Genomic DNA, 25,379 nt, shown 5'->3' on the forward strand with positions numbered 1-25,379 from the left:
AGCCCCCCAAACCGGGCCACCGCGGGGGTCCACCCCTCCACCTGGGACGCATCCTGGGGCACCAGGGACTGGGCACGACGCAGGTAGCGCAGTCGCTCGTCCCAGCGGTCGATGTCTCGGAGGACCTCTTCCGCGGTCGCCGTGAGCGGGTGGAGCACGGCGGCGCGCGTCCCCAGGTAGCGGGGCGGTCGCTCCATCATCGGCTGGAGCAGCGGGTCGAGTACCTCGTGTTGCTTGGGCTCCGAGATGCTGTATCGCATCCGGAAGGCGCGGGGCATCACGAGGTCGTCGTACCACTCACGAAAACCCCCGAACATGCCCCGGTGTAGATCGTCCCACGGCGAGTCGTAGAGGAAGCAGTACTCGGTCTTCCCCACGCAGTACCCATAGAGGAACAGCGTCTCGTCCGCATAGCCCGTCACGCCATAGAGCAGCGCATCCCCCTCGGCCGTGCGTCCCGTCAGTGGGGCGAACTGATGGACCGGCATCCGGGAATGCAGGGTGCGGAGCTGGTCCAGGAGCGTGCGGACATCGGTTGGCATTTCAGCGGACATGGGCGGAGACCCCGGCGTTGAGCCTCCATCAAGCCCTGGACGCGGCCTTCCGTCCACCCGAGAGGCATCCCATTCCGCTGCTGGCCGCCCGCGGGATTTCGAAGTACAAAAACTCGATGGAGAGGATTCGTTGGCTCGCGCTCGCACTGCTGATCCTGTTCTCCGGCTACACCGTTCACGCGAGTCGGACAGAGTCGTTCTGGACGTCCCTGAAGCGCGTCCTCGCGTTGAGATGGGGCCGTCAGGTGACGATGGACCTCTATCTGGGGCTCTTCTTGTTCAACTTCTTCGTGTATCTCAACGAAGGCTCGGTCCTTCTGGCACTGGTCTGGCTGGCGCCGACCCTGGTCCTGGGGAACATCGTTCCGCTGATCTACTTCGTGGTGAACTTCAACTCACTGGTCGGCCACTTCCTGTGAAGTGTCGCGGTGCGGGGCGTGTCGGGCCGCACATGTCGATGCAGACCCCGTGGAAACCCCCATGTCAGCTCGTGGGATTCCACCAGGACTCTGTCTGTCTGTGATTGTTTGTGGTGTCTTTGTCCGGTTTGGGAACTTGCGGGGGTTGTCCGGATTTTGATGGATTCCAAATCTTGGTATCTGTTTTCCAGTCACCCATCCATCCCGGAGGTAGACCATGTCATCACGTCTTCGCAGACATGCCGCTCCCTTGTCGTTGTTGCTCACCCTGGGGCTCGCCCTGGCCGGATGCCAGAAGGAGAGTCCGCAGGCGTCAGGACAGAGTCGCACCGACATGCCGAGCTCGAACGAGCTGCGCCCCGGGGACCTGACCTACGTGCGCGAGCTGGCGGCGAAGCATGATGGCGTCGTCGCGCTGGACCTGTCCGATGAGGCCCAGTACCGCTTCCTCCGCTCCCGCGTGGCGGCGGCGGGCAAGACGCCGGAGAAGTATCCGCAGTTCTTCGCCATGCTCCAATCCGTGCGGGAGCGTCACGCCGCGCGCAAGCACGGCGTGAGCGCCCAGGCCGCCCCGGAGGTGCCGAAGGACCACATGATTGGCAAGGTCATCGTCGGGCCGGACGGGAGGACGTTCGAGGCGACCGCGTTCTCCACCGTCCAGGGTGGGGCGGACTACAGCTTCCTGGACGTGGTGGTCTGGGATGAATTCCAGAAGCAACAGGTGTCCGACTATGGATGGGGCGAGGTCTATGCTGATGGCCGCAAGCTGTGGGCCCGCGCCACCGGAGTGCTCCCGGCGGACCCGAACGCGCTGCTCTTCGTGGACTCCGCGAGCATCGTCTCGTTCAACGGTGAGGAGCAGGTCGTCTTCAAGTCCCTCACCGTCGCTCCGTCCCCGGGATGTGAAATCATCCATCCTCAGGACCTGGCGCCCGTCGCGAGGCCGGACAACATCGTCACCATCTGCCTGCAGCGCAACAACGGGGACTGCGACTACCCGATGGTCGCTATCCAGCAGGTCCAGATTCCCCTCCAGGGAACGATGACCTTCCCCTTCCCGGTGACCAGCATCAACAACACGGTGGACACGTACGCCAAGCTCGTCGAGGAGAGCGGTGGGCCTCGGCAGATGGCCTTTGGCACCTTCTTCAGCTGGCTGCAGATCAACCCCGCGGACCCACGACAGGTGCGGTGGTCCATTCCCCAGAACCAGGGCGTCTTCACCGGCATCCTCTTCAGGCCCTACGAGGACGTGGACCTGTTCATGAGCATCGACGTGACGATGAACCGAGGGGGGAGGCCGACGCGGGTCGTCAAGCAGTTCTCCTCGTCGCCCACCTTCACGCCGGGCATGGCGTGCGTGCCGAAGATTCAAATCTCCTACAGCTGCCTGGCGGAAGGCACCCAGGTGAAGCTCGCGGGTGGCAAGAGCGCCCCCATCGAGAGCATCGCCAAGGGCACCCGCGTGGTGACGGATGGCTCTGGCCAGGCGCTGCGCGTGGCGGATACGACGGTGGGCACCGAGAGCATCCCGATGGTCCACCTCCGCGACGAAGCGGGCCATGACCTGCTCCTCACGGGCACGCACCCGGTGATGACGCCGGACCAAGGGGTGGTGTGGGCGGAGGAGCTGAAGGTCGGCAACCGCGTCGTCACTGATTCGGGTGTCTCCACGCTGGTGAAGGCGGACCGCGAGATGTTCAAGGGCGCGGTGCACAACCTGAAGCTGGACCGGACCTCGCTCAACGAGCGCCGCGAAGCCAAGGGCAGCACGCTGTATGCCAACGGCTTCCTGGTCGGCGACGTGAGCATGCAGCGCGCCTACGAGTTCAAGGACCGCGCGGCTGTGACGGCGGAGTTGCTCGCGCGGCTCCCTTCGAAGTGGCAGGTGGATTACCAGAACAGCCTGAAGACGGGTCGGCTCCCCCAGGGCCCCTGATGGAGTGAGGGCGCCCCGCCCTGACGTAGAGCCAGGGCGGGGGCGTCTGTCTTCACCGACGTCAGGGTGCCGGGAAGTGGTCGAAGTGCTGGTCCAGCGTGCGTGTTCCGTCTGGCTGGTTGATGCCCGTGGTCAGCCAGGGCGGGACGACGCCGCCCATGACCGCCGGGACATTCATCGGCTGGCGCCGTCTGTCCTGGAACCGCGGCCCCGTCCCCGCCGTCAGCGCACCCAGACGCAGCCCTGGGAGGGTGGCCGTCCCCGTGTGGCATGAGAGGCAGAAGGCGTTGCCGCTCGTGTCCGGGCGGGGCATCGCCGAATGGAGCGCGGGCATGGCCAGCATCCCGGCGCGCATGCACCGCGCGGCGAGGCCGGGAGTGGGGTGCGGATTCTTGTGCACCCGGTCGATGCAGAGGTGCTCTCCGTATTGGGCCGGGTAGTCGAGCGGCTCCGAGTAGGTGCCCAGCCGCATCTGCTCGCAGATGGACCGCCGCATCCCGGGATACAGCGCCGCCCGAGAGCGCAGCGCTTCCAGCGTCGGAGTCCACGGCTCGGGCTCCCGCCGCGACAGGTCCACCGTCGTGCCGAGCGCCTGGTTGCAGACGAGCTCCTCGGTCCAGGGCCGCTGCGCGTCGCCCGGTGCCAGGGCGTAGATGCGCAGCTCATCCACCCAGCCGAAGAAGGGCAGCCGCATCTGGCCCGGTACGAAGGCCGGTCCCGGGTCGCTCACCGTCATCCACGTCCAACCATTCATCGAGTTGAACATCGGGTCGAAGCCCACGTCCCCCGGCGCGACGGTCAGCGTCGAGTGCCACGTCCCATCGATGTAGAACGCCAGGGTCCGCTGGCCTCCGACGGTGTGAATCTTCATGCCGAAGTGGAAGTAGCGCCCCGCCTGCACCAACGAGCCCAGGTTGACGGTGTACGAAGCGCCCGTCGCGCCGTTGTACACGGAGAGCTCGTGCCAGACATTGCCGGTGTTGTCCTTCACCTGGACCAGCCCGACCCACGAGTTGTCGGAGAAGTAGAAGAGGGTGCGTGGCAGGCTCCGCACGAGCGTCGCGCCGGGCCTGAGCACGTTGTCCTGACGTGAGTCGAGCCAGATGCCGAGCAGCCAGTCACGCTGGGCGCCGTTGACCGGATAGCCCATGTCCATGAGGTCATTCAGGCCATCCAGCCAGACACCCTTGCCGCTGACGCCGCCCAGGGCCACGGGCTCGATGCGCGCGCCGCCGCGCAGGCGCACGGAGGTGGGGGCCTGCGGTCCATCCGTGCCGAGCAGCGGGCTGCCCGTGGCGGCGTTCTGCGCCAGCGGGTTGCGCTTGAAGCGGAAGTCGGCGAGCTGGCCGCCGCGCACATAGGCCCAGGCGTCCTTGACGGGCATGAAGCCGTCCTGGGCGAAGGTCTCCGCGCGCCAGGGCCCATACGGAGACACGTCCATGCGCATGGCCGCGTTCATGTGCGCGACGACGAAGGCGCGCTTGTTGAGGTAGTCGTCGAAGGCCACCTCGGTGTTGCGCTGCGTGTTCGACTGGACGTTCCACACCACGTCGAAGGGCAGGGTGGGCCGCATCCCGTCGAAGTGGTTGAGCTGGTTCTCGAAGGAGAAGATCTGGGAGCTTCCCCGGGGCGTCAGTGACACGTCCGCGCCCGAGTACAGGCGCAGATCATAGGTTCGCTGGTACTGGTCGTCGGTGTGGCCCGCCAGGTCGGTGATGCTCAGCCCGTTGTCGAGGATGACCGCCTTGCCGCGAGTCCACGCGCCGAGCACGCTGACGGCCTGCGCGGGCGCCCGGTCCGGATTGAAGGTCGCTCGGGTCGCATCCGACGGCGGGCCCCAGGTGACATCCGTCTGGGAGATGGTGCTGTAGCGGTCCTCGCGCAGCACCTGCCGCGCGTAGTAGCCGTCATGGGGATTGTTCTTCGCGGCGAAGAACAGGTTCTTCCCCTCGCGGTCCAACCACGGGTAGGCCCACTGGTTTCGCACGCCGAAGGGCATGGCATTGCCCAGCGTGTCCCGGAAGGGCTGCGGCCGGCCGTTGACCACCTGGGACTTCGCCAGCTCGTAGCGGCTGTTCACCAGCGGGTCCATGGGCATCATGCTGATGGGCTTGAAGTGCCCCCAGCTCGAGGCGCGACACACGTCGTCGGAGGCCGCGTAGTACAGGCCATTCATGTTGACGACGAACAGCCGTCCGTCACCGCTCGTCGCGGGCTCGAACAACGCATAGGGCCGCTCGTTCGTGCCCCAGCCCGTCACGCCATTCCACGTCCCACCGTTGCCGATGACGCCGTCCTCGTCGTCCTCGACCTGGAACGAGGAGCGGTAGCTCTGCCGGTCGAAGAACTGGCACCACTTGGGCGCGGAGGCGGACGTGTTGCGCACGTAGACGGGCGTGGGGAGCGGCCACACCGGCACCGCGATGTAGCACTGGAAGCCAGGGTTGGCGGTGAACAGGCGCCGCCAGTCGATGGTGTCCGGCGTGCCGGGAACGCTGTACGTGGAGCCCGCGCTCATGTCGCCCCATGGCGAGTCATGGATGTTGAAGGGGCGGTACGGCGGCAGGTTCCAGGTGGGCAGGGACTTCACCTCGCCCTCCGGGTTGCGAGGGTAGACCCAGAGGCCCCAGCCCGCGGTGCCCGCCCCGTCGACGGGCTTGCCCGCATCCGTGGACTTCGGCGTGCGCACGAAGACGGTGAGGTCCACCGAGCGAAGCTCCCAGCGTTTGCCGTCGGAGGCGACCATTCCGTAGACGAGCGACATCTCATAACAGTCGCCTGGGACGGGGGCGGTGCTCACGTCATAGCGGGCCGTGCACGCCACGGGGTTGCGCCCATGGCTGCCCTGGAGCTGGGCGGACATCGAGTTCTCACAGGTGGTGCTGTGGAGCGCGTCGGGAAAGTCACCGTTGTTCTTCGCCGTGAGTCCGGTGGCCATGGGGTTGAAATAGGTGAAGGGGTGCAGGCCCACCGTGTGCGGAGGTTGCACGTACCGGATGCCCTTGCTGGCGAAGTCGTAGCGGAAGTCCTGGCCCAGCGTCTCCGGACGGAACGAGTACAGGATGGAGCCTTCCGCGCAGCCACGGCAGCCGCCGCGCACGAAGAGGCGGCCGTCGTTGGTGCCTCGGTTGAAAGGCAGCACCTGGATGGCATTCGCCGCGTCGCCATTCTCCGGCATCCGGGGCGTGGACCACCCGTTGTCGTACTCGTTCGGCGGAAAGGGCTGCATCACCCCGGAGAGCGCGGCCGGGCGCAGCGTCAGTGGCGACGCATAGGTGGAGCGATAGGGCCGCCACGCGGGGGACAGCTCCCGGAAGATGCTCGGCCGCTGCGGGTTCTCCACGTTGTAACAGTTGTCGATGACGCCGTAGTTGTTGAGGCCGGTGGAGCAAGCGCTGGTGCCCACCATGGCCACATCCGTGAACCAGGTGGGCGGGTCCAGCGGCGCCTGCTGTGTGCCGACAGCCCCGGGGGCCAAAACCGCCGGCGCCGCGGGCGCCGTGTCACAGGCGATATGGAGTATCAGCAGGAGCAGGAAGGCGGATGACAGCCTTCCCGCGAGATGTCTTGGGTTCAGGGGCATGCACGCCGTGTAGCAGAGACGTCGCACACGGCGTCAACCGGGCATGAATGACCCATGCCCGGGTTTCATCAAGGCTCAGCAGCAGTTGCTCGGCTTCTGCGCGATGACGGCGATGAGGACGGCGATGTTGATGACGAGCTGCGCCAGCACGACGGCGAGGTAGGCGCCCCCGGTGGTGAAGAGGCCCACGACCATGAGGATGAGCGACGCGCAGTTGAGGGCGATGGAGACCCAGTTTCCGGTCAACATGTCACCCACCACCTTGCCAAGCGTCCCCGCGACGTAGAGCGCCTTGATGACCTTGATGACGGTGCTGCCGCTGGTGGCGCCCTTGGCCGCTTCGCCGATATCCTTGAGCAGCGCCGTGCTCTCTCCGATGACCTTGCTCAAGGAGGAGACGGCCCTGGTCGCCGAGAACCCCAGCCCCACCACCGTCAGAAGCAGGCAGAGCGAAGTCGCGGCCACGGAGATGACCCAGCCGACGCACTCCGTGTTGACGGTCAACTCCATCCGTCCGCACTCCACGGGCCCCTGGGCGGTGTGGTGGTAGAAGACGTACGCGGCGCCCTCCACCTTTCCGGCGATGGAGCCCACCGGCATGCCTCCGGGGCCGTTGCCTTTCGCCAGGCCGAGGTAGAGGTTGTTGCGGAACAGGGAGCGCAGGCGGTCCTTCATCGCTCCAGGAACGGAGGCGAGCACCGGCTCATAGGCGGCGATGATGGCTTCGACCTGGTCGGGCGGAAGCGGGCTGTTGGCGGGGTAGGGCACCTCGTCCGGGGACCAGCGGACGGCGGGCTCCAGCCGCGCCGAGGGCTGCACCATCTCCACCTGGGTATAGGAGCCTCCGGACGGGGGCGGCGACTCGGACGGCGGGGTGACCACGGTGGCGGGAAAGGCCGTGTTGAGGAGCACCGGCGGATTGCCTGTCACCTGGTTGGCGAGCATGAGGCTGCTCCAGGCATAGAACGCGACGCAGCCGTCGGAGTCGGAGGGGTCTTCCGACATGTACTGCTGGACTTCGTTGGCTGAAATCACGCGGGACCAGAGCGCCGCCGCCTGGAGGTAGCCCTGGAGTTCGTTTTCGGCGGACCCCGCGGTATCAGGGGTGTACGTGGCGCCGAACATCCATACCGGGTTCGCGAGCACCGGCATGGTGCACACGATGGTCAAGGTCAGGGTCCCATCGAGGTAGATGTAGACCATGGTCCCGTCATACGTGGCCGCCAGGTGATGCCAGGAGCCCGGGGGCAGTTGGATGCTGTCCCCCCAGCCGCTGGAGCCCCCCGCCGTGTCCTGTTTGAGCTCGAGGTTGAACCCACCGCCGTTCCACATCACCCCCAACGAGAAGCCGTAGCCGGTGTCGCGGTCCCTGCACGAGAACAGGGTCCGGGACGCCGCCTGGAACTCGGAGGGCGCGTCGCAGTTGAACCAGGCCTGCACGCTGAAGGGGTCTCCGTCCGCCACCACCGTGAGCGCGTCGCGAGGAGACGGTTGGACTCCCGTGTTGAGCAACCGCAGCGCCGGGGCGACCATCACGACCTGCGCGCCGCCCGTGAAGGTGGCCGCGTTCCGGTTCTGGCCGGAGACGTCATTGCTGGAGCCATCCGCGAAGCTGTAACACGCGGCGAGGTTCGTGCTCGGCGAGGGGATGTCCCACAGGGGGAGGCGCTCACCCTCGGGCAGCGCCGTGGACCAGAACGCGACATTGATGAACTGCGCGTCCGACGTGTGGCCCAGGCTGAACAGGCTGTTGGTCGCGGTGACCCGGGAGAGGGTGCCTTCGATGAACGGCGTGCCATTCACCGACAACGAGTAGGTGCCCTGGTTGGTGCCTTGGGTCTCGAAGACGAGCAGGACGTACTGCCATTGGTTCTGCAGCAGCTCGATTTCAGAGCGCTGCGGCGTGCTCATGCCCGGGATGCTGAGGGTGAGCAGCATCCCGTGCTGCCCGATGTAATAGGACGTGCCAGACAGCAGCAGGAATCCGTCGTAGGCGGGGGCTCGCGGGTTCAGCCAGAACCCGATGGAGTAGGAGCTGCTGCCGCTCAGGTCGACAGGGCTCGACGTGCCAAGTGAGATGCTCTGTCCATAACGCACGTCCGCGGCACCGTACTGATACATGGGTCTCATGCAACAAGGGCAGAGCAAGGGATGCGCCAGACCGCGCATTCCCCTGTTCTCGCCCGGTCAGGTAGTGGCGCGGGCTCGGGGTGAGCCGACCTGGTGCGTCCAGTCGTAACGCCGTTGCGTCGCGCCGGGACGCATTCGCGTCCGGAGGCGCGAGGTCTCCAGACGAGGGAGATGCTCGGAGGGTTACCGGCCCTTGCGGACCTCGTTCCAGAGCTGGTCACCCCATTGTGACTCGGAGGTGGTCAGGTCCTTGCCGGTGTCGGGGATGATGGGGAGGCTGCCATAGGCTTCGTCGTCAGGCAGGTAGGTCTTGAGGACGTTGTACATGTACAGCCGGCTGATGCGGCCGTTGCCGTCGTCGAAGGGGTGGATGGCGACGAGCTGTTGCTGGAGCCGCGCGGCGATTCGCGTCACCGCCTCCGCGCTCTCCGCGGGAGCCTTTGTCAGAGCTCCCTCCAGCTCCACGCGCGTCGAGTCCAGCAGGTGTGTCAGTGCCCCCTCCAGCTCCCCGGCGGATTGAATGCCATACGTCACCGAGTACTTGTAGTCCTGGGCCTTTCCCTTGCCAGGGCTCACCAGTCCCTTCGCGTTCTTCAGGACCCCCGCGTCGACCAGTGCCTGGACATCCTGTCGCCATATCCAGAGGGCCTTCTGCTTCCCATGCTCCCGGAGCTTCTCCTGCTGGTACTTCGCGGAGGCCAGCGGCGCGAAGGTGTCCGCGCCCACGTAGTCGCCCGCTGGGAGGTTCTTCAATGCCCCCTTCCAGCCGGCGGCCAGGTCATCCGCGCCGAACCACCGTCCGATGCGCAGTCCCAGGGTGGTGGCATTGTCGGCGCCCTCGGGTGCCAGCGAGTATTCGTCGTCGTCCTGTCCCCAGCCTCTCCAGTTGTCCCGGAGGGCCACGGGTTCTCCGGCGAGTTCGGATGCGGTCTCCAGCAACCCCGCGGAGGTCCAGAAGCGCGCCAGTGACTCATCCGCCAGGGAGCGGCGCAGCAACTTCTGCCAGCGCCGGAAGCCCCGCAGGCCATACAGCTCGCGAGGCGCGTGGATGCCCGTCGTCAGCCCCTCGATGCCCAGGTGCTCGGCCTCTTGCTGCGTCCAGGGCTCCAGCGACTGGAACTTCTCCACCGCCTGCTGATGGTGGCGTTGGTCGATGTAGCTGCGGACCTCCGAGTCCTCGCGGCGCGACTCGTCGACGTCGAGGGGCCGCTCGTCCAACTCGCCGACGCGGGCATCCGGCGCGATCTCCCGCAGGGTGTAGACGGTGGCGTTGCCATGGGGTTGGACGTCCTCCACGACGAAGCGCGCATAGGGAGGGAAGACGACCTCCCGTTGAAACCATTTGAGCTGGCCCGCCAGGAGCTGGACGTCGCGGCCGGTGAACAGGCTGTGGATGGCATAGATGACGCCTTTCCCCGCGCGGTCGAACTGGGTGTTGAACCTGGGAGAGAGGGACGAGCTCCAGAGCACCCCGGGGGAGACGACCTCGCCGATGACCTTCTTGTCCTCCTCCTGGTCGGCTACCTCCTCGCGGCGGTAGACCCAGCCCTCGTGGACGGGGAGCCCCTCCACGCCTCGCACCACGTCGTGGACCTGCCGCAGGACCACCTGGTTGTTCTCCAGGCCCCAGGGGGCGTCGAGCGCGTCGCTGAGCTGTCCAAAGTCGCCGGAGATGTACTTGCTGATGCCGTGAGCCCCGGTGGGGTCGGACTCCACCAGGTGATTGGCGGCGGCCTGTTTGTCTTCAATCGGGAGTCCGAAGTCATACGTGCCCAGGTACTTCGCGACCTTCGTGACATTGTCCGCCAGCGTCGTCCGTTTCTTGGGGGCGAGCTTCTTGTCCGCGCCGGGCAGCTTCCGCGGGCGCGCCTCGGGTGGAACCAGGGCCAGGGCCAGGTTCTTGTACCAGTCCACGGTCTTGGCCGCGTCGTGGTCCTCGCCTTTCGTGAGCAGGGTGGACACATACGAGGCCACATCCCCGGCGGACCTGAAGCGCGCCTTGAGCCTGTCGTAGGTCTGCTTGTCCTGGATGCCGAGGATGAGCCGCTGGTTCCTGGCGGAGACCTCATCCCAGAGGACGCCGGGAACCTGGGGGGCTGACTCCTCCGAGCTGACCAGTCCTCCCTTGCTCCGCAGCGCTTCGACCTGCTTCTTCGTCGTGTCCTGGAGGAAGCTGGGGAACGCGCCCAGGCCCGGGCCCCAGGTGCTCTCGTCCTCTTGGGCGACAAGCCCCTCGAGCACGGACTGGAAGCCTGGCGCCTGAAGCTCGTCCGGATACCTCCACTGCATGTCCTCGACGACCTCGGGGGGGACGGCCTGCCGGTAGAGGTGGACGCCCTGCTGGGGTGTCTGGACACCTCCGGACTTGAAGGCCTCGAAGAGGCTCATCTGCTTGTCGGCGTGCAGTCCCGCGAAGACGAACAGCCGGGCCTGCTCTTCGTCTCCGATGCCATTGGTCGCCAGGGAGAAGGCCGTGGCGACACGGGAGTCCAGCCCCGAGGCCACGCGGTTCTGGTGGGCCCGACTCGACTCGGCATAGAGCGAATCGAGCTGGAACCCATCCGTGTCGACCGCCTTCTCCTCCAGGCGGCGGTGACGTTGCTGCTTCTTCTTCGTCTTGTTGATGGAGCCGCCGTACAGCTTGTTCGCGTTCTTGATGTTCAGGTCGAAGTCGAAGGTCTGCTCACGCCTGGACGTCGTCCAGACCCGCTCCGAGTCGTCGGGCTTCGGGAGCTGCCAGGCGTCTTGGATGGCCTGGCGGGCGATGTCCATGTTCTCGGTGTCATTCGCGAGGTGTTGGGTCAGCGCGTCCTCGAAGCCGACCTCCGCGAAGCGGGTGAGACCTCGGGACAGGCCGAGCAATTGCTGACCCGCGACGTTGTTGTCGAGCTTCTGGCGTTTTCTCGGGGCGTTCTCATCGCCCTCGTCCGGACTGGCTTCCTGTTTCTGTTCTTCCTCCTGGAGGAGCATGTCGTCTTGCTCCTCCAGATCGGGCGCCACGGGAGTTCGTGTCTCCGAGAGTTTCCGCTTCTCGCCGATGCCCTTGGCGCCCTGGAGCGCGGCGGCCTCGACCTCCTTGACGAGGAGGTCGCCGGTCTCGGCCGAGCCGCTGACCCGGGCGTAGTAGGTGTTCGTCTTGCCGTAGAGGTAGAGCTGTTCGCCGTCGTGGCGTCGGTCCTTGAGGGTCCTCAGGTTGAGTCGATTGCCTCCCGACTCCGGCCGTCCGTGGACGCCCTGGATGGGCGGTCGTGACGTGGGGTGCGGCGTCTGGAACGGCCCCGGCTCGGGGCGCGTGCCTCCCTCGTGGATGGGCATCCGTTGGGTGGCGGCCCGCCCCTGGACGTCTGCCTCCCGCTCCAGTCCGGCGTCGTCATTGATGGCGGCGCCCTGGGTCTGGGTGGTGGCCTTCACACGCCCCTGCATCTGCTGCACGACATGCCAGGCCTCATGGGGCAGGTGGCGCTCCTGCCCTGGGCCCACGTGGATGTCGGAGCCCTGGGTATAGGCCAGGGCCTGGAGCTGCGCGGGCTTGTCGGAGTCGTAGTGGACCTTCACTCCATTCATGGGGAGCCCGGAGAGTCGCTCCACGCCCGCCTTCAGCGGTCCGGGCAGTCCGGTGGCGCGGCCTGGTGGCGTGGAGAGGGCTTCCGCCGTCCGAGCCTGGGCCACCACGCGGGGGCTGCTGTCCATCATCCGCTGCAATCCGAGCTGGGCCTGGACACGGGGGCTGAGCGCGGCCCGGGCCTGGAGCTGGACGTAGCGGGAGACGTCGGGCGCGGGCTGCTCGAAGGACGGCGCGGGGGGCCGGCCTGTCATCTCTCGCGAACTCTCCACGACGGGGGCATGCTTCTCGTCTGTGTCGAGCTTGGGGGGGAAGACACCCATGGACGCCGTCCCTTCCGGACCTGGAAACCGTCGCTCGAAGGTATGTGAGTCGCTCGCTGCGTTACGAGCACCCGGGACGTCGGCTCATCCCCGGCGTGGACTGCCTCGTACCAGGGAGGGTGGGCTCCGACGGGCCGACCTCTCCCGACAGGCGGGGCATCAGGTCCAGGTGCGCTGCTGGTTGCGCTCGTTCTTCTCGCGGAAGGCCTGCTCCAGGTCCACGCCGACGCGGTTGGCGATGGCCAGCAGGTAGTTGAAGACATCCACCAGCTCCTCGCCGACGTGGGCACGGGCCTGCTCGGTGGGAGTGCCGCGTCCCTCGTCATAGAGCTTCTCGTGGCGGCGCACCGCCTTGAAGACCTCGCCCACCTCCTCGCCCATGAGGAAGCAGTTGTGGACCAGGTCCAGCTTCAGCCAGCCGTGCAGGGCCTCCAGCTCGTGGATGTAGCGCTGGTAGTCCTTCATGGAGGCGTCAGGGGGCAGTTCAATCATTCCCCTGTCCTCCGTCATGAAGCGGGGGCCGTCAACCACCTCGCCGCGCGGGCTGGAACACGCGCGATACACGACTCGCGGAGGGCTGATGCGGGAAGTCCGAGCGCTGGCTTGTGACTTCCCGGAGCTCCGAAGAGGGCTGACCCGAGACCGTCAAAAAACACGAACCCCCGGCCCGACGTGAGTCGCGGACCGGAGGCTCGGGTGTCGACTCCCATGGCATCAAGAATGACGCCGTGGGGTGGTCGCCAGGGCTGACTAGTAGAGGGTGGTCAGCGCCGTGCGGTCGGAGGCCGTGAAGTTACCGGTCTCCGTCGAGCGGAAGCAGGAGTTCATGAGCGAGCCACCGGTGGAGGCCGTGGTCGGCGTGCCAGCGATGTGGATGGCGCCCACGCCCGCGGTGCCCTCGTTGGAGGCGGCGCCGCCGCAGCTGATGGCGCGGTTGTAGTAGTCAGAGTGACGGAAGCCGACCGTGTGGCCCAGCTCGTGGGTGATGACGTGCTCGTTCACGCCCACGCTGTAGGTGTTGAGGCTGGTGCCGATGTTGATGGTGCCGTAGGGACGGCCGCCGGAGGGGAAGCCCGCCGAGCCGCCAGCGCCGGACGTGGTCTGCGCGGTGATGGTCGCGCTGCAGCCGCCCGCGTTGCCACGCACCATGGAGAAGGACAGACCCAGCGCGTTGTAGTTCGCGATGGCCAGGTCCAGGCCCTGGCTCAGGCGGGTGTAGCTGTTGAACGTGGACGTCGGGACGACGCAGATGCGGGTGATGCTGGAGCTGACCAGGTTGGTCGTGCGGTACTGCTCCATCGTCTCCACGGGCTGCTGCAGCATCTCGCGGGACGCCTCGAGCGTCACGTGGGCGTCGCGGCCGACGTACACGTTGCCGTCCGCCACCATGATGTCGTTCGCCGGGAAGCCGGCCTCGACCAGGTTGGCGATGATTTCCTGCTCGACCTGCGACTCATCAACCTGCACGTCGGTGCCGCAGCCAGTCAGCAGCGCGCTACCGGTCATCGCGAGGACAGCAGCTCCCTTGAACATCTTCTGGAACACGGGCATCGGAGATTCCTCGTCCATTCAGACTACGGGGGGACGCGTCATCCGCCTGGTGTCCACCAGCAGCGGCCTGACGCGCTCCCGGCCTTGAGCAATTGATGGGCCATTGAGTCTCGCAGGGCGAGAAACCCGCAAACGATGTATAACGTGGAGTATCCGTGCTCCAGGCATCCGAGGCGGATGTGTAAACAACGTTGACGCCGTTGGGCTTAAGTCCGCGTGGCTCCAGGAGATTTTCGGAGTATTTCGAAGCGTTTCGAAACCACACAGTGATGTCTGGTTATCGGGCACCTGCCTCATGGGGCAATACCAACCCAGGTTGAGGGCTCGGCGGGTCCCCGGGGATTCACCCCTGTCGAACTGTTACATGAAGTTGAAGGGCATGGAGACGGCGAGCGTGTGGATGAGCTGATCGCTCTGCGCGGTGGGCCGGCGGGTGAAGACGTTGAGGTAGCCCACCTCCAGCGAAGCGTGGTCTCCATACTTCCAGCCCACGCCCACGAACGCGCGGTTCATGTCGAAGCCCGCGCTGGGGCCGCCCGCCACCGAGTTGAGGTGGTAGAAGACCTCGTCCCAGGCAATCAGGGACAGCCGCCCCTCCGCGGCCACCGGCTGTGCGCCTCGGAGCATGACGCGCGCGCGGAGGGAGACCTCCGTCGTCCCGGCCAGGAAGCGCTGCTCGAAGCGGGCCCGGAGCGTGCCTCGCACCGAACCCAGCTTCGGGGTGTAGAGGTACTGCTGGAAGAGGCGGCTCTCTCCCTGCCGCAGGGCCGGGTCTCCATCCCAGACCCAGAGCGGAATCCAGGCCTGTCCCAGCCACAGGGACATGTCCTGGAGCAGCCGCACGCCCCCCGCCGAGCGGAGGATGGCGCGGCCATCGTCCTTGCTGAAGCGCGGCTGCGCCTCCAGATAGTAGAGGAAGTGCTCTCCGATGCCGCCCTGGGCCGACACGGTGTACCAGAGCTGGACTTCCGACTGGACGGGCCGGGCCTCCACGGTGCGGAAGGGAGCGACGAGCAACAAGCCGATGAGGGGAAGGAGCTTCTCCGTGCGCATGGTGCGGGGCCTAGAGCATGACTCGAACACGGGCTCAACCCGGCTGATGACACGACTGCGGCCTGAGTGACGATGGGGCGCTCGTGTCCGCGTCGTTCGTGGGGCCGCGCGCCCGGCGTGTCGACGAGGGTACAGGGGCGCGGAGCTGCTCCAGGTGCCCGTGGCCGGGGTGTGAGCGGCGGCGCCGAGGAGCGAGGACTCTGGGCGCGTTGACGGTGTCGGTGTGGCGTGTTTGATGGACGCTCACCGAGCCGAGGAGATTCTGGGGCATGAGGACTGTCAGCGCATTCAAGTGGGTCCCGCCGTTCGCTCAAGGTCTGGTGCGGGACCTTCGGGTGAGGTGGGCGCTCGAAGAGGCTGGATTGCCGTACCAGGTGAAGCTCATCGACAGCGCCGTCCAGGCCTCGGCGGACTATCGCGGGCTCCAACCCTTCGGGCAGGTGCCAGTGTTCGAGGAGGACGGCCTCGTCCTCTTCGAGTCGGGGGCCATCGCGTTGCACATCGCGCACAAGTGCGAAGTGCTCCTGCCGACGGATGCGGTGGGCAGGGCCCATGCGGTGACGTGGCTCTTCGCGGCGCTCAACTCCGTTGAAATCGCGATTCAGCCGCTCGCGGAGGTGGACCTGTTCTTCCCCAACGAGGAGTGGGCGAAGCTGCGCAGGCCCGCGCTGGTGGAGGCGCTCCAGGAGCGGTTGGGTGAGCTCGCGGCACGGCTGGGGACGCGCGAGTACCTGGAGGACCGCTTCACGGTGGGCGACCTGATGATGGTGACGGTGCTGCGCATCCTCCGTCACACGGACGTGCTCGACGGGTTTCCCACGTTGAAGGCGTACAAGGAGCGATGCGAGGCCCGGCCCGCGTTCCAGCGGGCACTGGAGGCGCAGATGGAGCCGTTCCAGAGACCCCGCGCCTGAGGGGGAACGGATGAGGGCTCGACTTGGGATTCGGCTGGGATTGATGACGGCCTGCAGCAGTCGCCCGGGGATGGAATCTACTACGCGACCTATGGTTCCCCCTTGGGGGCCACCGTCCTGGTCGGGCCCAGCAACCGCAAGCGGTGCATTCCACCTCGATATGTGGTGGACGAGCGCGGGCGAGTGGTTCCCATCGCGGACTACCACAGCCATCCGTGGGCCCCCTCCGAGATGTCGCCCGGGGACCGGCAGGCGGGCCTCCAGCGGTTCCTGATCCGCGTCCAGTTCGGACACGGACTGCACCATCATGAAGCTGGTTCCCTGCGTCAACGAGTCTCGTCCTGGTGAGGCGTACGTGAGGCGAGGAATGCGGTGGGTGCTGATCGGCCCTATCAAGAATGAGGACAAGCGGTATGGGCGAATCACGGACGTCGGCAGCGAGTGACGTTGGCGAGGTGACTGCATGAAGCGCACGCTCCTGCTCCTGATGGTCCTGCCTGGATGTGCCCTCTTTCGCCCGGGGCCCCGCCCGGTTCAGGCGCCACCGGAGGAAGCGGCGCGGGTGGTGTTTCCTCGCGACCTGCCGGCCCAGGGGCTTCACGAATTGTCGGGCACCCTCGCCGCGGCCATTGCCCTGGCGATGGAGGACTTCCGCCCGTTGGGAGCCAAGCCACATCGCGGAGCCACACCGCTGGAGCAATGTCTCTACAGGCGTGAAGCCTTCAACGTCTCCACCGCCCCAGGCCCAGGCGGCATCATGTTCGTTCGCTTTTCCTTCAGCCCGAGCAACTGCGCCGAGCACGAGCGGGAAATCGTCCTCGACATGGGCGCGACCTACGCAGTGGACGTCCCTGGCGCGAGAATCCTCGCCGTCCAGCGTTGAGCACCCGCGCGTCACTTCTTCGGGCAGGAGAGGAGCGTGGGCACGCTCTCCTTGCATTCGCAGCCGAGCTCCGGAGAGAGGGTGCAGGTCTGGGTCTTGCTCTTCCCCGCGGAGCAAATGCAGGTGACGCGCGCCCGGGTGGCCCTGGCGGTGGTCTTCACCGAGACCAGGTTGAACTCGGGCGTGGTGCGCGTGCTGACGACCTCACAGGGAGCCGATGCCGAAGATGTCTAAAGGGGTGGAGCTAAGGGCCGGACCGGTCCACGGAGGGCGCCTTGTTCGCGGACGGCTCCATCCGCTCCGCGCGAAACCGACGCAGGCGACGGCTGCTGACCAGCAACCCATCGACGCTCCCTGACGCCGCCCGCGTGAAAGTCATGGCGCCGAGCGAGCCGACGAACCGGTCCCCGCCCACGGGCTCCAGCATGACTTCGTCCCGTCGCGGCCAGCGCACCGCCAGCTTTCCGTCCGTGACGCGCACCGTGTACGTCATGTCGACCTCCTCGCTCCGGTACTGTCCGGCGAACACCGCCAGGTCCGTGGGCATGGGCGCGCTCAAGCGGATGAAGTCCCTCGTCGTGGGCCAGGAGTCCTTGATGCTCAGCTCGCGCGGGGCCTGGGGCTTCGGCGTCGCGAAGCGCCACACATGCTTCGACTCGCCGGGGCGGAACGCGCCCTCTCCAATGTGGACGAAGGGCTTGGTCGAGCCGACTTCGCGCAGCGCTCCGTCCTTGAACTCCAGGCGCACGACCTCGTCCGTCAAGGGACTCCAGTAGTTGCCGGCGAGCGCCGACAACTCCGCCTCCGGCAGCGCGACGGCGGGCGGCATCGTGTCCTTCAGGAGGTCACCCAGATACACCTCGGCCACCTTCCACGAGAGGTCCGTGGATGAAATCGAGCTGCCGTTGCAGAGCACGACGATGGCCAGTCGTTGGTCGGGGAAGAGGACGGCCTCCGTGCGGAAGCCGGATGCCATGCCGTCATGTCGCACCGTGCGCAGGCCGCGATGCTCCCCCAGATGCAAGCCACCGCCGTAACCCGTCTCGATGCCGTTGTTCAGCTTGCCGGAGGTCCGCATCAACGCCGTCAAGGCCGGCCCGCCGACGCGCCCGTCCATCAGGTTCTGCTCCCACTTCAGCACATCACCGACGGTGGAGAGCAGATTGCCGGGGCCGTAGTTGTCGGTGTTGGGCATGCTGATTCGCCAGCCACCCTCACGGGGCTCGTAGCCCGTGGCGCGCCTGGGAACGATGGCATTGTGGTCGTCCTGGAACCCGGTGTCGTTCATGCCGAGCGGCTTGAAGAACCGCTCATCGGCGAAGGCCCGGAGGGACTTGCCGGAGACGCGTCGCACGATGACCGCCAGCAACGTGTACGCGGCATTGCCGTACAGAATCTCCGTCCCCGGCTCGAAGTTCACACCGCGTTGCCGGGGCAGCGCCCAGAGGACGTCCGCCTCGGTGCTCAGGTCGTCGCCGCGCCAGCCGGCGAGGCTCATCAGTTGGCCCTGCTCGCGCAACCCGTTGGTGTGGTGCATCAGGTGCGCGAGGGTGATGGTCTTGCCGTAGGCGGGTATCTCCGGCACGTATTGGCGGAGGTCGTCGTCCAGCGACAGCTTGCCCTCCTGTGCCAGCAGCCCGATGGAGAACGCGGTGAACTGCTTGGAGATGGAGGCCATGTTGAAGACGGAGCCCGGCGTGATGGGGACGTCGTACTCCAGATTCGCCATGCCGTAGCCCCGCGCGTAGTCCAGCACGCCGTTGCGAGAGACTCCCACCGCGCAGCCGGGCGAGGCCTTGCCGCTCCAGGGCGAGAAGATGGCGTCGACGCGGGTGTGACGCTGTGACCGCGAGCCTCGTGGTGTCTGGGCACTGGCGATGGTTCCTGGCACGAGCCACTGAGTGACGAGCGCCAGCAGAAGAAGGGAACGGGGAAGTCGCATGCGAAAGAGGCTCCTCGAGCAGGGCGCGGAGGCGCCCGTCGTGAGCGAAAGGATTCCCGAGCCTCCAGCGACGAGCAGGGCATATCTGCGAAGCCCCACCCGGCATCGGTGAGCCGCGCGATTCAGGCGGTGAGCCGCGAAGAGCGGTCGCCTCGGACCGTGGGGTGACGCCCGCTCGCCTGGCGGTCCATGGCCCGACTCCGGTGTGACGCGAGACATTCGCGCCCGGCGCCCGTTCTCCTCCCTGGAGCCTCACGTACGATGAGGTCGACCCTCACCGCTCTCTCGACACGCGTCCTCGTACGAGACCAGACCGCGCGCACTCATGCACTCGAAAGCACGCTGGACCTTCCTCCTGGGCTTCCTCTTCATGGGCTGCGCCAGTTCCTCGCCAGGACCTCAGCGTTGTTCCGAGCGGTCGCCATATCAGGGGCCGGCGCTGCGCACCGCGCCTGAGTCCATCTGGCCGACGCTCGCTCCACGGCGACCCATCACCGGAGTCCTCGATGCGGGGCTCACCCAGGCCCTGGACACCGCGTTGGACGCCGTCCTCCGGCAGGTCCCCGCCGCCAGCGTCGCGGTCGCCGTGCCGGGACAGGGACTGTGGACCGCGACTCGTGGGAAGTCGCGGACCGACACGCAGGAACCAGTGGACTCCGCCTCCCTGTTCCAGGTCGCCAGCGTGACGAAGAGCTTCACGGCGATGCTCGCGGGCCAGCTCGTTCAAGAGGGGCGCCTTCGCTGGGACACTCCGGTCTCCACCTGGGTCCCCGAGGTGCCCGGCACTGAGTTGATGACCCTGGAGGACCTGCTCGAACACACCCACGGCCTGGTGAGCTTCAATGCCCTGCCCGGTTTCGAGGACGGCCCTTACCGCTCCCCCGAGGAGTTGATTCGTCTCTCCGCCGAGCAGCCTCCCCAGTTCTGTCCGGGCGGGAACTGGGCATACAGCAACACGGGCTACGTCATGCTCGGACGCATCCTGGAGCAGGTGGAGGGCAAGCCTTTCAGCGTCCTCCTCCAGGACCGACTCCTTCGTCCGCTCGGATTGGCGCACACGGAGTTCAGGGCAGCGGGCCTCCCCCTCACCCAGGTCGTCGTCGGCCATGTGGCGGGGGCTCCCGTCACCGACCTCGACTACGCCGCCCCATACAGCGCGGGCGGGCTGGCCTCGACGGCGGAGGACCTCGTGCGCTTCTGGCACGCGCTGCTGTCCGGCGAGGTGTTGGCGCCCGCGACGGTTCGAGGCCTGTTCCAGGACATGCACTCCATGGACGTCATGTACCCGCCGACGCAGCCGGGCAGCACGATGTTCTACGGGCGAGGCGTCCAGCTCTACGACGTGCCGACGGGCCCTGGCCTCATGCTTGGCCACAGCGGAGGCATCAAGGGCTTCTCCTCGGTGGTGGCCTATGTCGTGGAGGACGATGTCTTCGTGTCCGTCGTCTTCAATGACAGCCAGGTCTCGGCCGAGGCGGGACTGTGGGCCCTCGTGCGCGCCTTGCGCGAGCACCGCGATGCCCAGGCCTTGCCTTGACAGTCAGCGCTCAGGAAGCGGAGGCGATGCCCCACAAGCCCACGGTGCCGTCGGGCTCGCCCCACGCCACCGTCGTCCCGTCCGGGCTGAAGACCGCGTTGCTGCCATAGAAGTCGTTGTCGACCTCGTAGCGGAACACCCGGGCGCCCTCGTCCACACCGAGCACGAGGAAGCCGAACTTCGTCACCGCGAGCAGCCCGCCATCCGGACTGAAGGCCGCGTGGCGTGAGCCCGGCACGGGGCCCGACAGCGTTCCGCCCAGGCTCCAGTCGCCCACGTGGAAGCGCTGGATGCGGGGACCCGTCGTCGTCGCGACGAGCTGCTCGCCCGAGGGGTCGAAGGCGACATTCACGAACTGTTCTTCCTCTTCCGCGTGGACGTGCGCGAGCTGGCCCGTGCTGGCGTTCCAGAGGACGACCCGCCCCCGGAGACAGGCGGCGGCGAGCCACTGCCCGTCGGGAGAGAAGGCGAGCCCCACGACCTCCTGCTGTGGCCCCGCGAGCCTGCCCAGGGCCGTCCAGGTCCCGGTGTCCCAGAGGAGCACGCCGCTCCCCTGGTCATGCATGGCCAGCCGGGTGCCATCCGCGCTGGCGACGAGGCCCCAGGCCTCATGGTCGGGGAGCTTCGCCTGACGCAGGAGCGCGCCGCAGGACTCGGCGTACAGGCCCAGCTCGAAGCGGGTGTTCGTCACCGCGATGCCCCCGAGCGCGGGCAGCGCCTGCATCGCGACGCCTTTGGGAACGACAACCTCTCCGGCCAGGGACTCCCGTCGTCCTTCCTGCCAGTGCCACCAGCGCAGCCGCTCATCTCCCCGGTGCTCCAGGGTCACCAGCAGGTGGCCGCTCGGAGAGAAGCCGACCTTCTGGTACTCGACCCGCTGTTGGCTGGGAGTACCCCAGCGACCCAGGAGCGACCAGCGGTTGCCATTGTCGGGACGCAGCACCTGCTTCATCACCACACCACCTCGTATCGAAACCCCGAGGCCACCCGCATGGTCCGGGGTGGCCTCGAGGTGGGTCATCATGCACTACGGCAACAGGTCGAAGTGCGTCTGCTTGCCCCAGTACTTCTCCAGCTCCAGCAGCTCCTGGCCGAACTCGTCCAGGTCATTGGGGTTGCGATTCACCATGGACGCGAACCAGTTGCGTATCTGCTTGCTCACGCCGATGGTGTCGTCCGCCCACTCAGGCAGGCTGAAGACGTACTCGACACTCCCGAGGTCATCCTCGATGGTGACGCCGGTCACCTTGACCGTGATGGCATCCCGGTTGGTGTTTCCCTTCACGCTGGTGATTTCCCGCCGGAAGTACGGCGGCTTCGTCGACGTCCCCGGGGAGATGCGGACCACGGAGAAGTCGTCGTGCACCCAGTTTCCGTCCGCGTTCTTGGTGAAGCCCCTGGCCTGGAGCTCGGCCTCCAACTGGGCCACCGTCTTGCCCTTCATGGTGCCCATGCTCTTGACGTGCCCGCCATTGGCCACCGCGTGACTCCTCTTCGCGGCGGGAATCTGGAGCATCGACAGCTTCTCCAACTGGAGCAGTCCCGTCTTCTTGAGGTGCTTGGCCAGGCGCTGGACGGCGGTATCTCCCAGTCCATTGAGGAGGCGCTCCACGTCCTTGCCGGACAGGCCGTCCACGTGGTCGATGGCTTCCTGCCCCAGCCGCTCCACCAGCTCCTCGCGCTTCACCTTGTCGGGGATGTCGTACCAGCGCTTGATGAGGGCCTCGCAGCGGTCCGCCACGGCCTTGCCCACCGGCGTCACCGCGTTGCCGACGGCGCGCCAGAACCGGCCGGTGCCGACGACCATGCCCATGGCGGTGAACACGCGCTCGCCCGTGGACAGCTGCGTCCCGTTGGGCATGCACGTCTCCCAGCCGGTGATGACCTCGCAGAAGTCGATGAAGTCACCGACGGGCGTCATGCCGACGCCGAAGAGCGCCACCTCCTTGATGATGACCTGGGCCGAGTCGCCGATGCTCAAGAGCGTGGAGATGATGCTCGGGTCCTCCACCGCCGCGCCGTCCTCCACGGACTGCCAGCCGCCGTGGAGCCCGTCGAGCGTGTTGAGGATTTCGTTCTGCTGCGCCGTCGGCGCGTCGCCCTGCCAGAGGTTGAGGTTGGACTGGAGGCCGTCCGCCTGATGCGCTGCCTCGGGGCGCTTGCGCAGGTAGGCGATGAGCGACTTCGTCGACGGGCGCACCGGGGTGTCCAGGAACCAGCCGGCCTCGTCCATGTACTCGCGCACGACGTTCCACACCATGTCGCGGGCGTTGATGAAGGCACCGACCTCCTCCATCGACACGCTGGCGCGGCTCTGGATGGCCTTCTCGAAGATGTCCTGGTTCTGCCGCCAGCTCCGGACGATGGTCATGAAGCCGCCGCGGTTGACCACCACGCCGGCGCTCCGCGTGGTCTCCAACTGCTGCAGCACCTGCGTCGCATAGGCGAGGTAGGGGTCGTTGTCCGGGTCGAAGTCGTCACCCACGTCCAGGTCCGGCGCTTCCACCTCGGGGATGGAGCCGGGGTCCAGGTCCGGGTCATACGTCCCTGAGTCGCCCAGGTCCGGGGAGCCCGTGGGAGGTGTCCCGGCGAGCCAGTCATCCAGGCCGCCCATCTGCCCTCGGAAGTCGGACATGATGCGGTTGATCTCCGTGCGGAGCGCCGCCAGGTCTTCCTTCAAGTCCCGCAGCAACTGCTGGAGCTGGCTGAGGACGCGCGGGTCCACGCCCCCATAGCGCGACAGGATGTCGCTGAGGTCCGCCTCGGTGATGGAGTCGAGCGGGCGCTTGGACAGCTCGTCGATTTCGCCCTTCAGCTCGGCGAGCAGGTCGAGCTCCGCCTGGGCCAGCGCGAGGTCCCCGTGGATGCTCAACAACTGCCACTTGCGGTCCTCCAGCACCTTCTCGAGGTTGGCCAGGTTCTCCGACAGGCGGGGGTTGATCTCCTTCAAGTCCAGCGCCACGGACGTGGTGCCCGAGTAGGCGGTGCCACGGCGCTTGACGAGGAAGAGGGGCCGGGCCGTCAGCCCACCGGTCTCCAGTTGCACGACGTCATCGGTGATGACGCAGCTCTGGTCGGGCTGCGCGAGCATGACGTTGAAGTAGAACTGGTTGGCACCCCAGCGCAGAAGGGTGGCGTTGAAGGGGGCTGCGAAGAGGTTGGAGTCGTTGCCGTGGGCGTCGACCCGGTAGTTGCCGGCAACCGTCCGGGTCGGCAGCGGCATCGAGTTGATGGAGAAGTTGGCCTGCCCCTCTTGATAGAGCCGGCTCGTGTCCTGACAGCTGCCTTCGCTGCGGTAGGACGTGGACCGCCAGGCAATCACGTAGTCGCGATAGGTGGTGGCGAGCGCGGTGGCGGGCGCGAGGACCGCGCAGGACAACAGCAGGGCAAGTGCTCGAAGGATGGATGAAGTCATGACGGGCCTCACAGGTCCGAGGCGCGCAGCGCGACGTCATGCGCGAGCACGGCCTGGCGGAGATTGGCGTTGTTGAGGTGGGTCTCCACGTCCACGAGGAGCGCCTCGGAGACACCGGCCCTCCGCATGTTGGTGACGTTCAGCCGCACCATGTTGGGAAGAGTCGTGTTCAGGTAGTTGCGAGCGCTGGTGAACTGCCGGCGCAGGGCGATGCAGCCCGTCTCCATCCAAGGCGTGGAGGTGGTGGAGACGTTGGCGCACAGCGGCTCGAGCTGGAGGATGCTCTCGAAGTCGACGTGCTTGCTCGCCAGGAAGAAGTATTTCAGTTTGGTGCTGCGAGGAGGCAGTTGCCACAGCGCGGTGGTCCGCTGGTTGGCATTGGCGAGGAAGGCCTCGGAGGCCTTGAGCGTCGCCGCGGTGGCGAGTGTCTGGCGGGTGGCCGCGTTCGCCTGGGACGTCACGAGCGCGCCCCGGCGCAGTCGCATTCCCTCCAGCAGCTTCGCCACGGCCGTGGCGACGCGGGCATACCGTGCATCCGCGTAGCTGGAGATGTTGTTGAGGACGATGGCGGAGCGCTCGGTGAGGTTGACCCGAGGCAGGTTGTTCCGCGCGAGGAAGGACGAGAAGGGCTCGGTGGCAAGCAGGTGCCGGGCGTGAATCTGTCCCATCGAGTGGACCAGGCGCCGTGCGTCCATCTGGAGCTGCTGCGGGCGCTGGCTCTCCGTGCGGCTCAGGTCCACCAGCTCCCCCTGGAGTGCGCCCAACTGCGCGAGCGTCGCGGCGGAGGCGCGGGTCGAGATGTCCTCGAGCTGCGTGAAGAGGGCGGCCTCGCCGTCGCGGTACGTGACGAAGGCGGCGAGGGTGGTGGTGACCTGCGGCTCCAGCGCCTCCAGGGCGAACTGGTAGGACGCGAAGTGGTGCTTGTACTCCTCCAGCGTCTCCCGCTGGGTGGCCAGGTCCGCGCTGGCGGCGCGCTGTTCGGCCGTGGCCCGTGCCTTCAAGCCGTCACCCACGCGAGCGCGGGCATCGGCGCGGCGCTTGTTCCTGCCGTCGAGCTCCCTCTGAGACGGCCCCACCATGTCCTCACCGACACTCTCCATCTTCTCCAGGCTCGTCTCGTAGATGGCCATGGACGCGCCGATGGACATCCGGAAGTAGCCCTGGACCTCCTCCGTGCGCTGCACCCAGATGCTCGGGTTGGCGCTGTCGCCGGCGGGGGCGAAGACGTAGGGCGGCTTCGACTTGCATTGCGAGCGAAGCTCCGCGTCCGTAAAGGTGTCGCAGAGCGCTTCCTGTGTGGGTTTGAACTCGCTCAGGAGCGAGTCGATGCTGGAGCCTCGGGGCTTGCACAGCGTCCTGCTCTTCGCCCAGAAGAAGATTTCCACGCAGACCTGCTCGGAGGCCAGGGCAGGGGACATCTCCGCGACGGGTGTCCGGGGTTCACGTGGGGGCGGAGCGCTTTCGCTCGTGCCGCATCCGGTGGCGCCCAGGGTGAGCATCAGCGCACCGAGGACACGTCTCCTCATGTTCTTTTGTGTCTGGGTCATGGGATGTCTTTTGTGAATGGGATTGAG

Annotated in this window: 17 protein-coding genes; 6 read left to right on the forward strand and 11 right to left on the reverse strand. The window is 66.8% G+C overall.

Annotated elements, in window-relative coordinates:
• Positions 1 to 554: hypothetical protein (locus tag HUW62_RS01800; RefSeq protein ID WP_176433384.1), on the reverse strand; the 554-nt coding region annotated here is incomplete at its 3' end.
• Between the two features lie 116 nt (positions 555 to 670).
• Here HUW62_RS01800 and HUW62_RS01805 point away from each other — a divergent pair.
• Together HUW62_RS01805 and HUW62_RS01810 are read left to right on the forward strand one after the other, a co-directional pair.
• Positions 671 to 973, forward strand: coding sequence for a hypothetical protein (locus HUW62_RS01805; protein WP_163867441.1), 303 nt, complete (start codon positions 671 to 673; stop codon positions 971 to 973).
• 217 nt (positions 974 to 1,190) lie between these two features.
• Complete coding sequence (locus HUW62_RS01810; protein WP_176433386.1) at positions 1,191 to 2,912, forward strand: Hint domain-containing protein; 1,722 nt, start codon at positions 1,191 to 1,193, stop codon at positions 2,910 to 2,912.
• Between the two features lie 61 nt (positions 2,913 to 2,973).
• On the opposite strand, the gene HUW62_RS01815 is transcribed toward HUW62_RS01810, so the two are convergent.
• The 6 genes from HUW62_RS01815 to HUW62_RS01840 form a co-directional block, all read right to left on the reverse strand.
• Positions 2,974 to 6,495 (reverse strand): hypothetical protein, encoded by a 3,522-nt coding sequence (locus HUW62_RS01815; protein WP_163867443.1) that lies wholly within the window; start codon positions 6,493 to 6,495, stop codon positions 2,974 to 2,976.
• 75 nt (positions 6,496 to 6,570) lie between these two features.
• Positions 6,571 to 8,616 (reverse strand): LamG domain-containing protein, encoded by a 2,046-nt coding sequence (locus tag HUW62_RS01820; protein ID WP_255203173.1) that lies wholly within the window; start codon positions 8,614 to 8,616, stop codon positions 6,571 to 6,573.
• 192 nt (positions 8,617 to 8,808) lie between these two features.
• Positions 8,809 to 12,510, reverse strand: a complete 3,702-nt coding sequence (locus HUW62_RS01825; protein WP_176433388.1) for a Fic family protein — start codon at positions 12,508 to 12,510, stop codon at positions 8,809 to 8,811.
• Between the two features lie 159 nt (positions 12,511 to 12,669).
• Positions 12,670 to 13,002, reverse strand: a complete 333-nt coding sequence (locus HUW62_RS01830; RefSeq protein ID WP_176433389.1) for a MazG nucleotide pyrophosphohydrolase domain-containing protein — start codon at positions 13,000 to 13,002, stop codon at positions 12,670 to 12,672.
• Positions 13,003 to 13,260: 258 nt separating this feature from the next.
• Positions 13,261 to 14,061: a M57 family metalloprotease gene (locus tag HUW62_RS01835; RefSeq protein WP_163867447.1), complete on the reverse strand. Its 801-nt coding sequence runs from the start codon at positions 14,059 to 14,061 to the stop codon at positions 13,261 to 13,263.
• Between the two features lie 360 nt (positions 14,062 to 14,421).
• On the reverse strand, positions 14,422 to 15,114 hold the full coding sequence (locus HUW62_RS01840) for a DUF2490 domain-containing protein (RefSeq protein ID WP_163867448.1): 693 nt from the start codon (positions 15,112 to 15,114) through the stop codon (positions 14,422 to 14,424).
• Positions 15,115 to 15,383: 269 nt separating this feature from the next.
• Between HUW62_RS01840 and HUW62_RS01845 the strand changes: the two genes are divergently transcribed.
• The 3 genes from HUW62_RS01845 to HUW62_RS01855 all read left to right on the forward strand — a co-directional run bounded on the left by HUW62_RS01845 (position 15,384) and on the right by HUW62_RS01855 (position 17,145).
• Positions 15,384 to 16,028, forward strand: a complete 645-nt coding sequence (locus tag HUW62_RS01845) for a glutathione S-transferase family protein (RefSeq protein WP_163867449.1) — start codon at positions 15,384 to 15,386, stop codon at positions 16,026 to 16,028.
• A 463-nt stretch (positions 16,029 to 16,491) separates the two neighbouring features.
• Positions 16,492 to 16,911, forward strand: coding sequence for a hypothetical protein (locus HUW62_RS01850; RefSeq protein WP_176433390.1), 420 nt, complete (start codon positions 16,492 to 16,494; stop codon positions 16,909 to 16,911).
• Between the two features lie 36 nt (positions 16,912 to 16,947).
• Complete coding sequence (locus HUW62_RS01855) at positions 16,948 to 17,145, forward strand: hypothetical protein (RefSeq protein ID WP_176433391.1); 198 nt, start codon at positions 16,948 to 16,950, stop codon at positions 17,143 to 17,145.
• A gap of 10 nt (positions 17,146 to 17,155) precedes the next feature.
• Here HUW62_RS01855 and HUW62_RS01860 read toward each other — a convergent pair whose 3' ends face one another.
• Entirely contained in the window at positions 17,156 to 18,853 is a 1,698-nt protein-coding gene (locus HUW62_RS01860) for a serine hydrolase (protein ID WP_163867452.1), read from the reverse strand.
• A 325-nt stretch (positions 18,854 to 19,178) separates the two neighbouring features.
• Between HUW62_RS01860 and HUW62_RS01865 the strand changes: the two genes are divergently transcribed.
• Positions 19,179 to 20,390: a serine hydrolase gene (locus HUW62_RS01865; protein ID WP_176433392.1), complete on the forward strand. Its 1,212-nt coding sequence runs from the start codon at positions 19,179 to 19,181 to the stop codon at positions 20,388 to 20,390.
• Between the two features lie 10 nt (positions 20,391 to 20,400).
• Here HUW62_RS01865 and HUW62_RS01870 read toward each other — a convergent pair whose 3' ends face one another.
• The 3 genes from HUW62_RS01870 to HUW62_RS01880 are packed head-to-tail and all read right to left on the reverse strand — an operon-like array spanning position 20,401 to position 25,352.
• Positions 20,401 to 21,414 carry a WD40 repeat domain-containing protein gene (locus HUW62_RS01870; RefSeq protein ID WP_217911048.1) on the reverse strand — a complete coding sequence of 338 codons (1,014 nt, stop codon included), beginning with the start codon at positions 21,412 to 21,414 and terminating at the stop codon, positions 20,401 to 20,403.
• A gap of 3 nt (positions 21,415 to 21,417) precedes the next feature.
• On the reverse strand, positions 21,418 to 23,805 hold the full coding sequence (locus tag HUW62_RS01875; RefSeq protein WP_176433394.1) for a hypothetical protein: 2,388 nt from the start codon (positions 23,803 to 23,805) through the stop codon (positions 21,418 to 21,420).
• Positions 23,806 to 23,813: 8 nt separating this feature from the next.
• A complete protein-coding gene (locus tag HUW62_RS01880) occupies positions 23,814 to 25,352 on the reverse strand; it encodes a hypothetical protein (RefSeq protein ID WP_176433395.1) in 1,539 nt (512 codons plus the stop codon).
• Positions 25,353 to 25,379: the final 27 nt, after the last annotated feature.

Source organism: Myxococcus sp. AM011 (assembly GCF_013372595.1).
GTDB lineage: Bacteria > Myxococcota > Myxococcia > Myxococcales > Myxococcaceae > Myxococcus > Myxococcus eversor.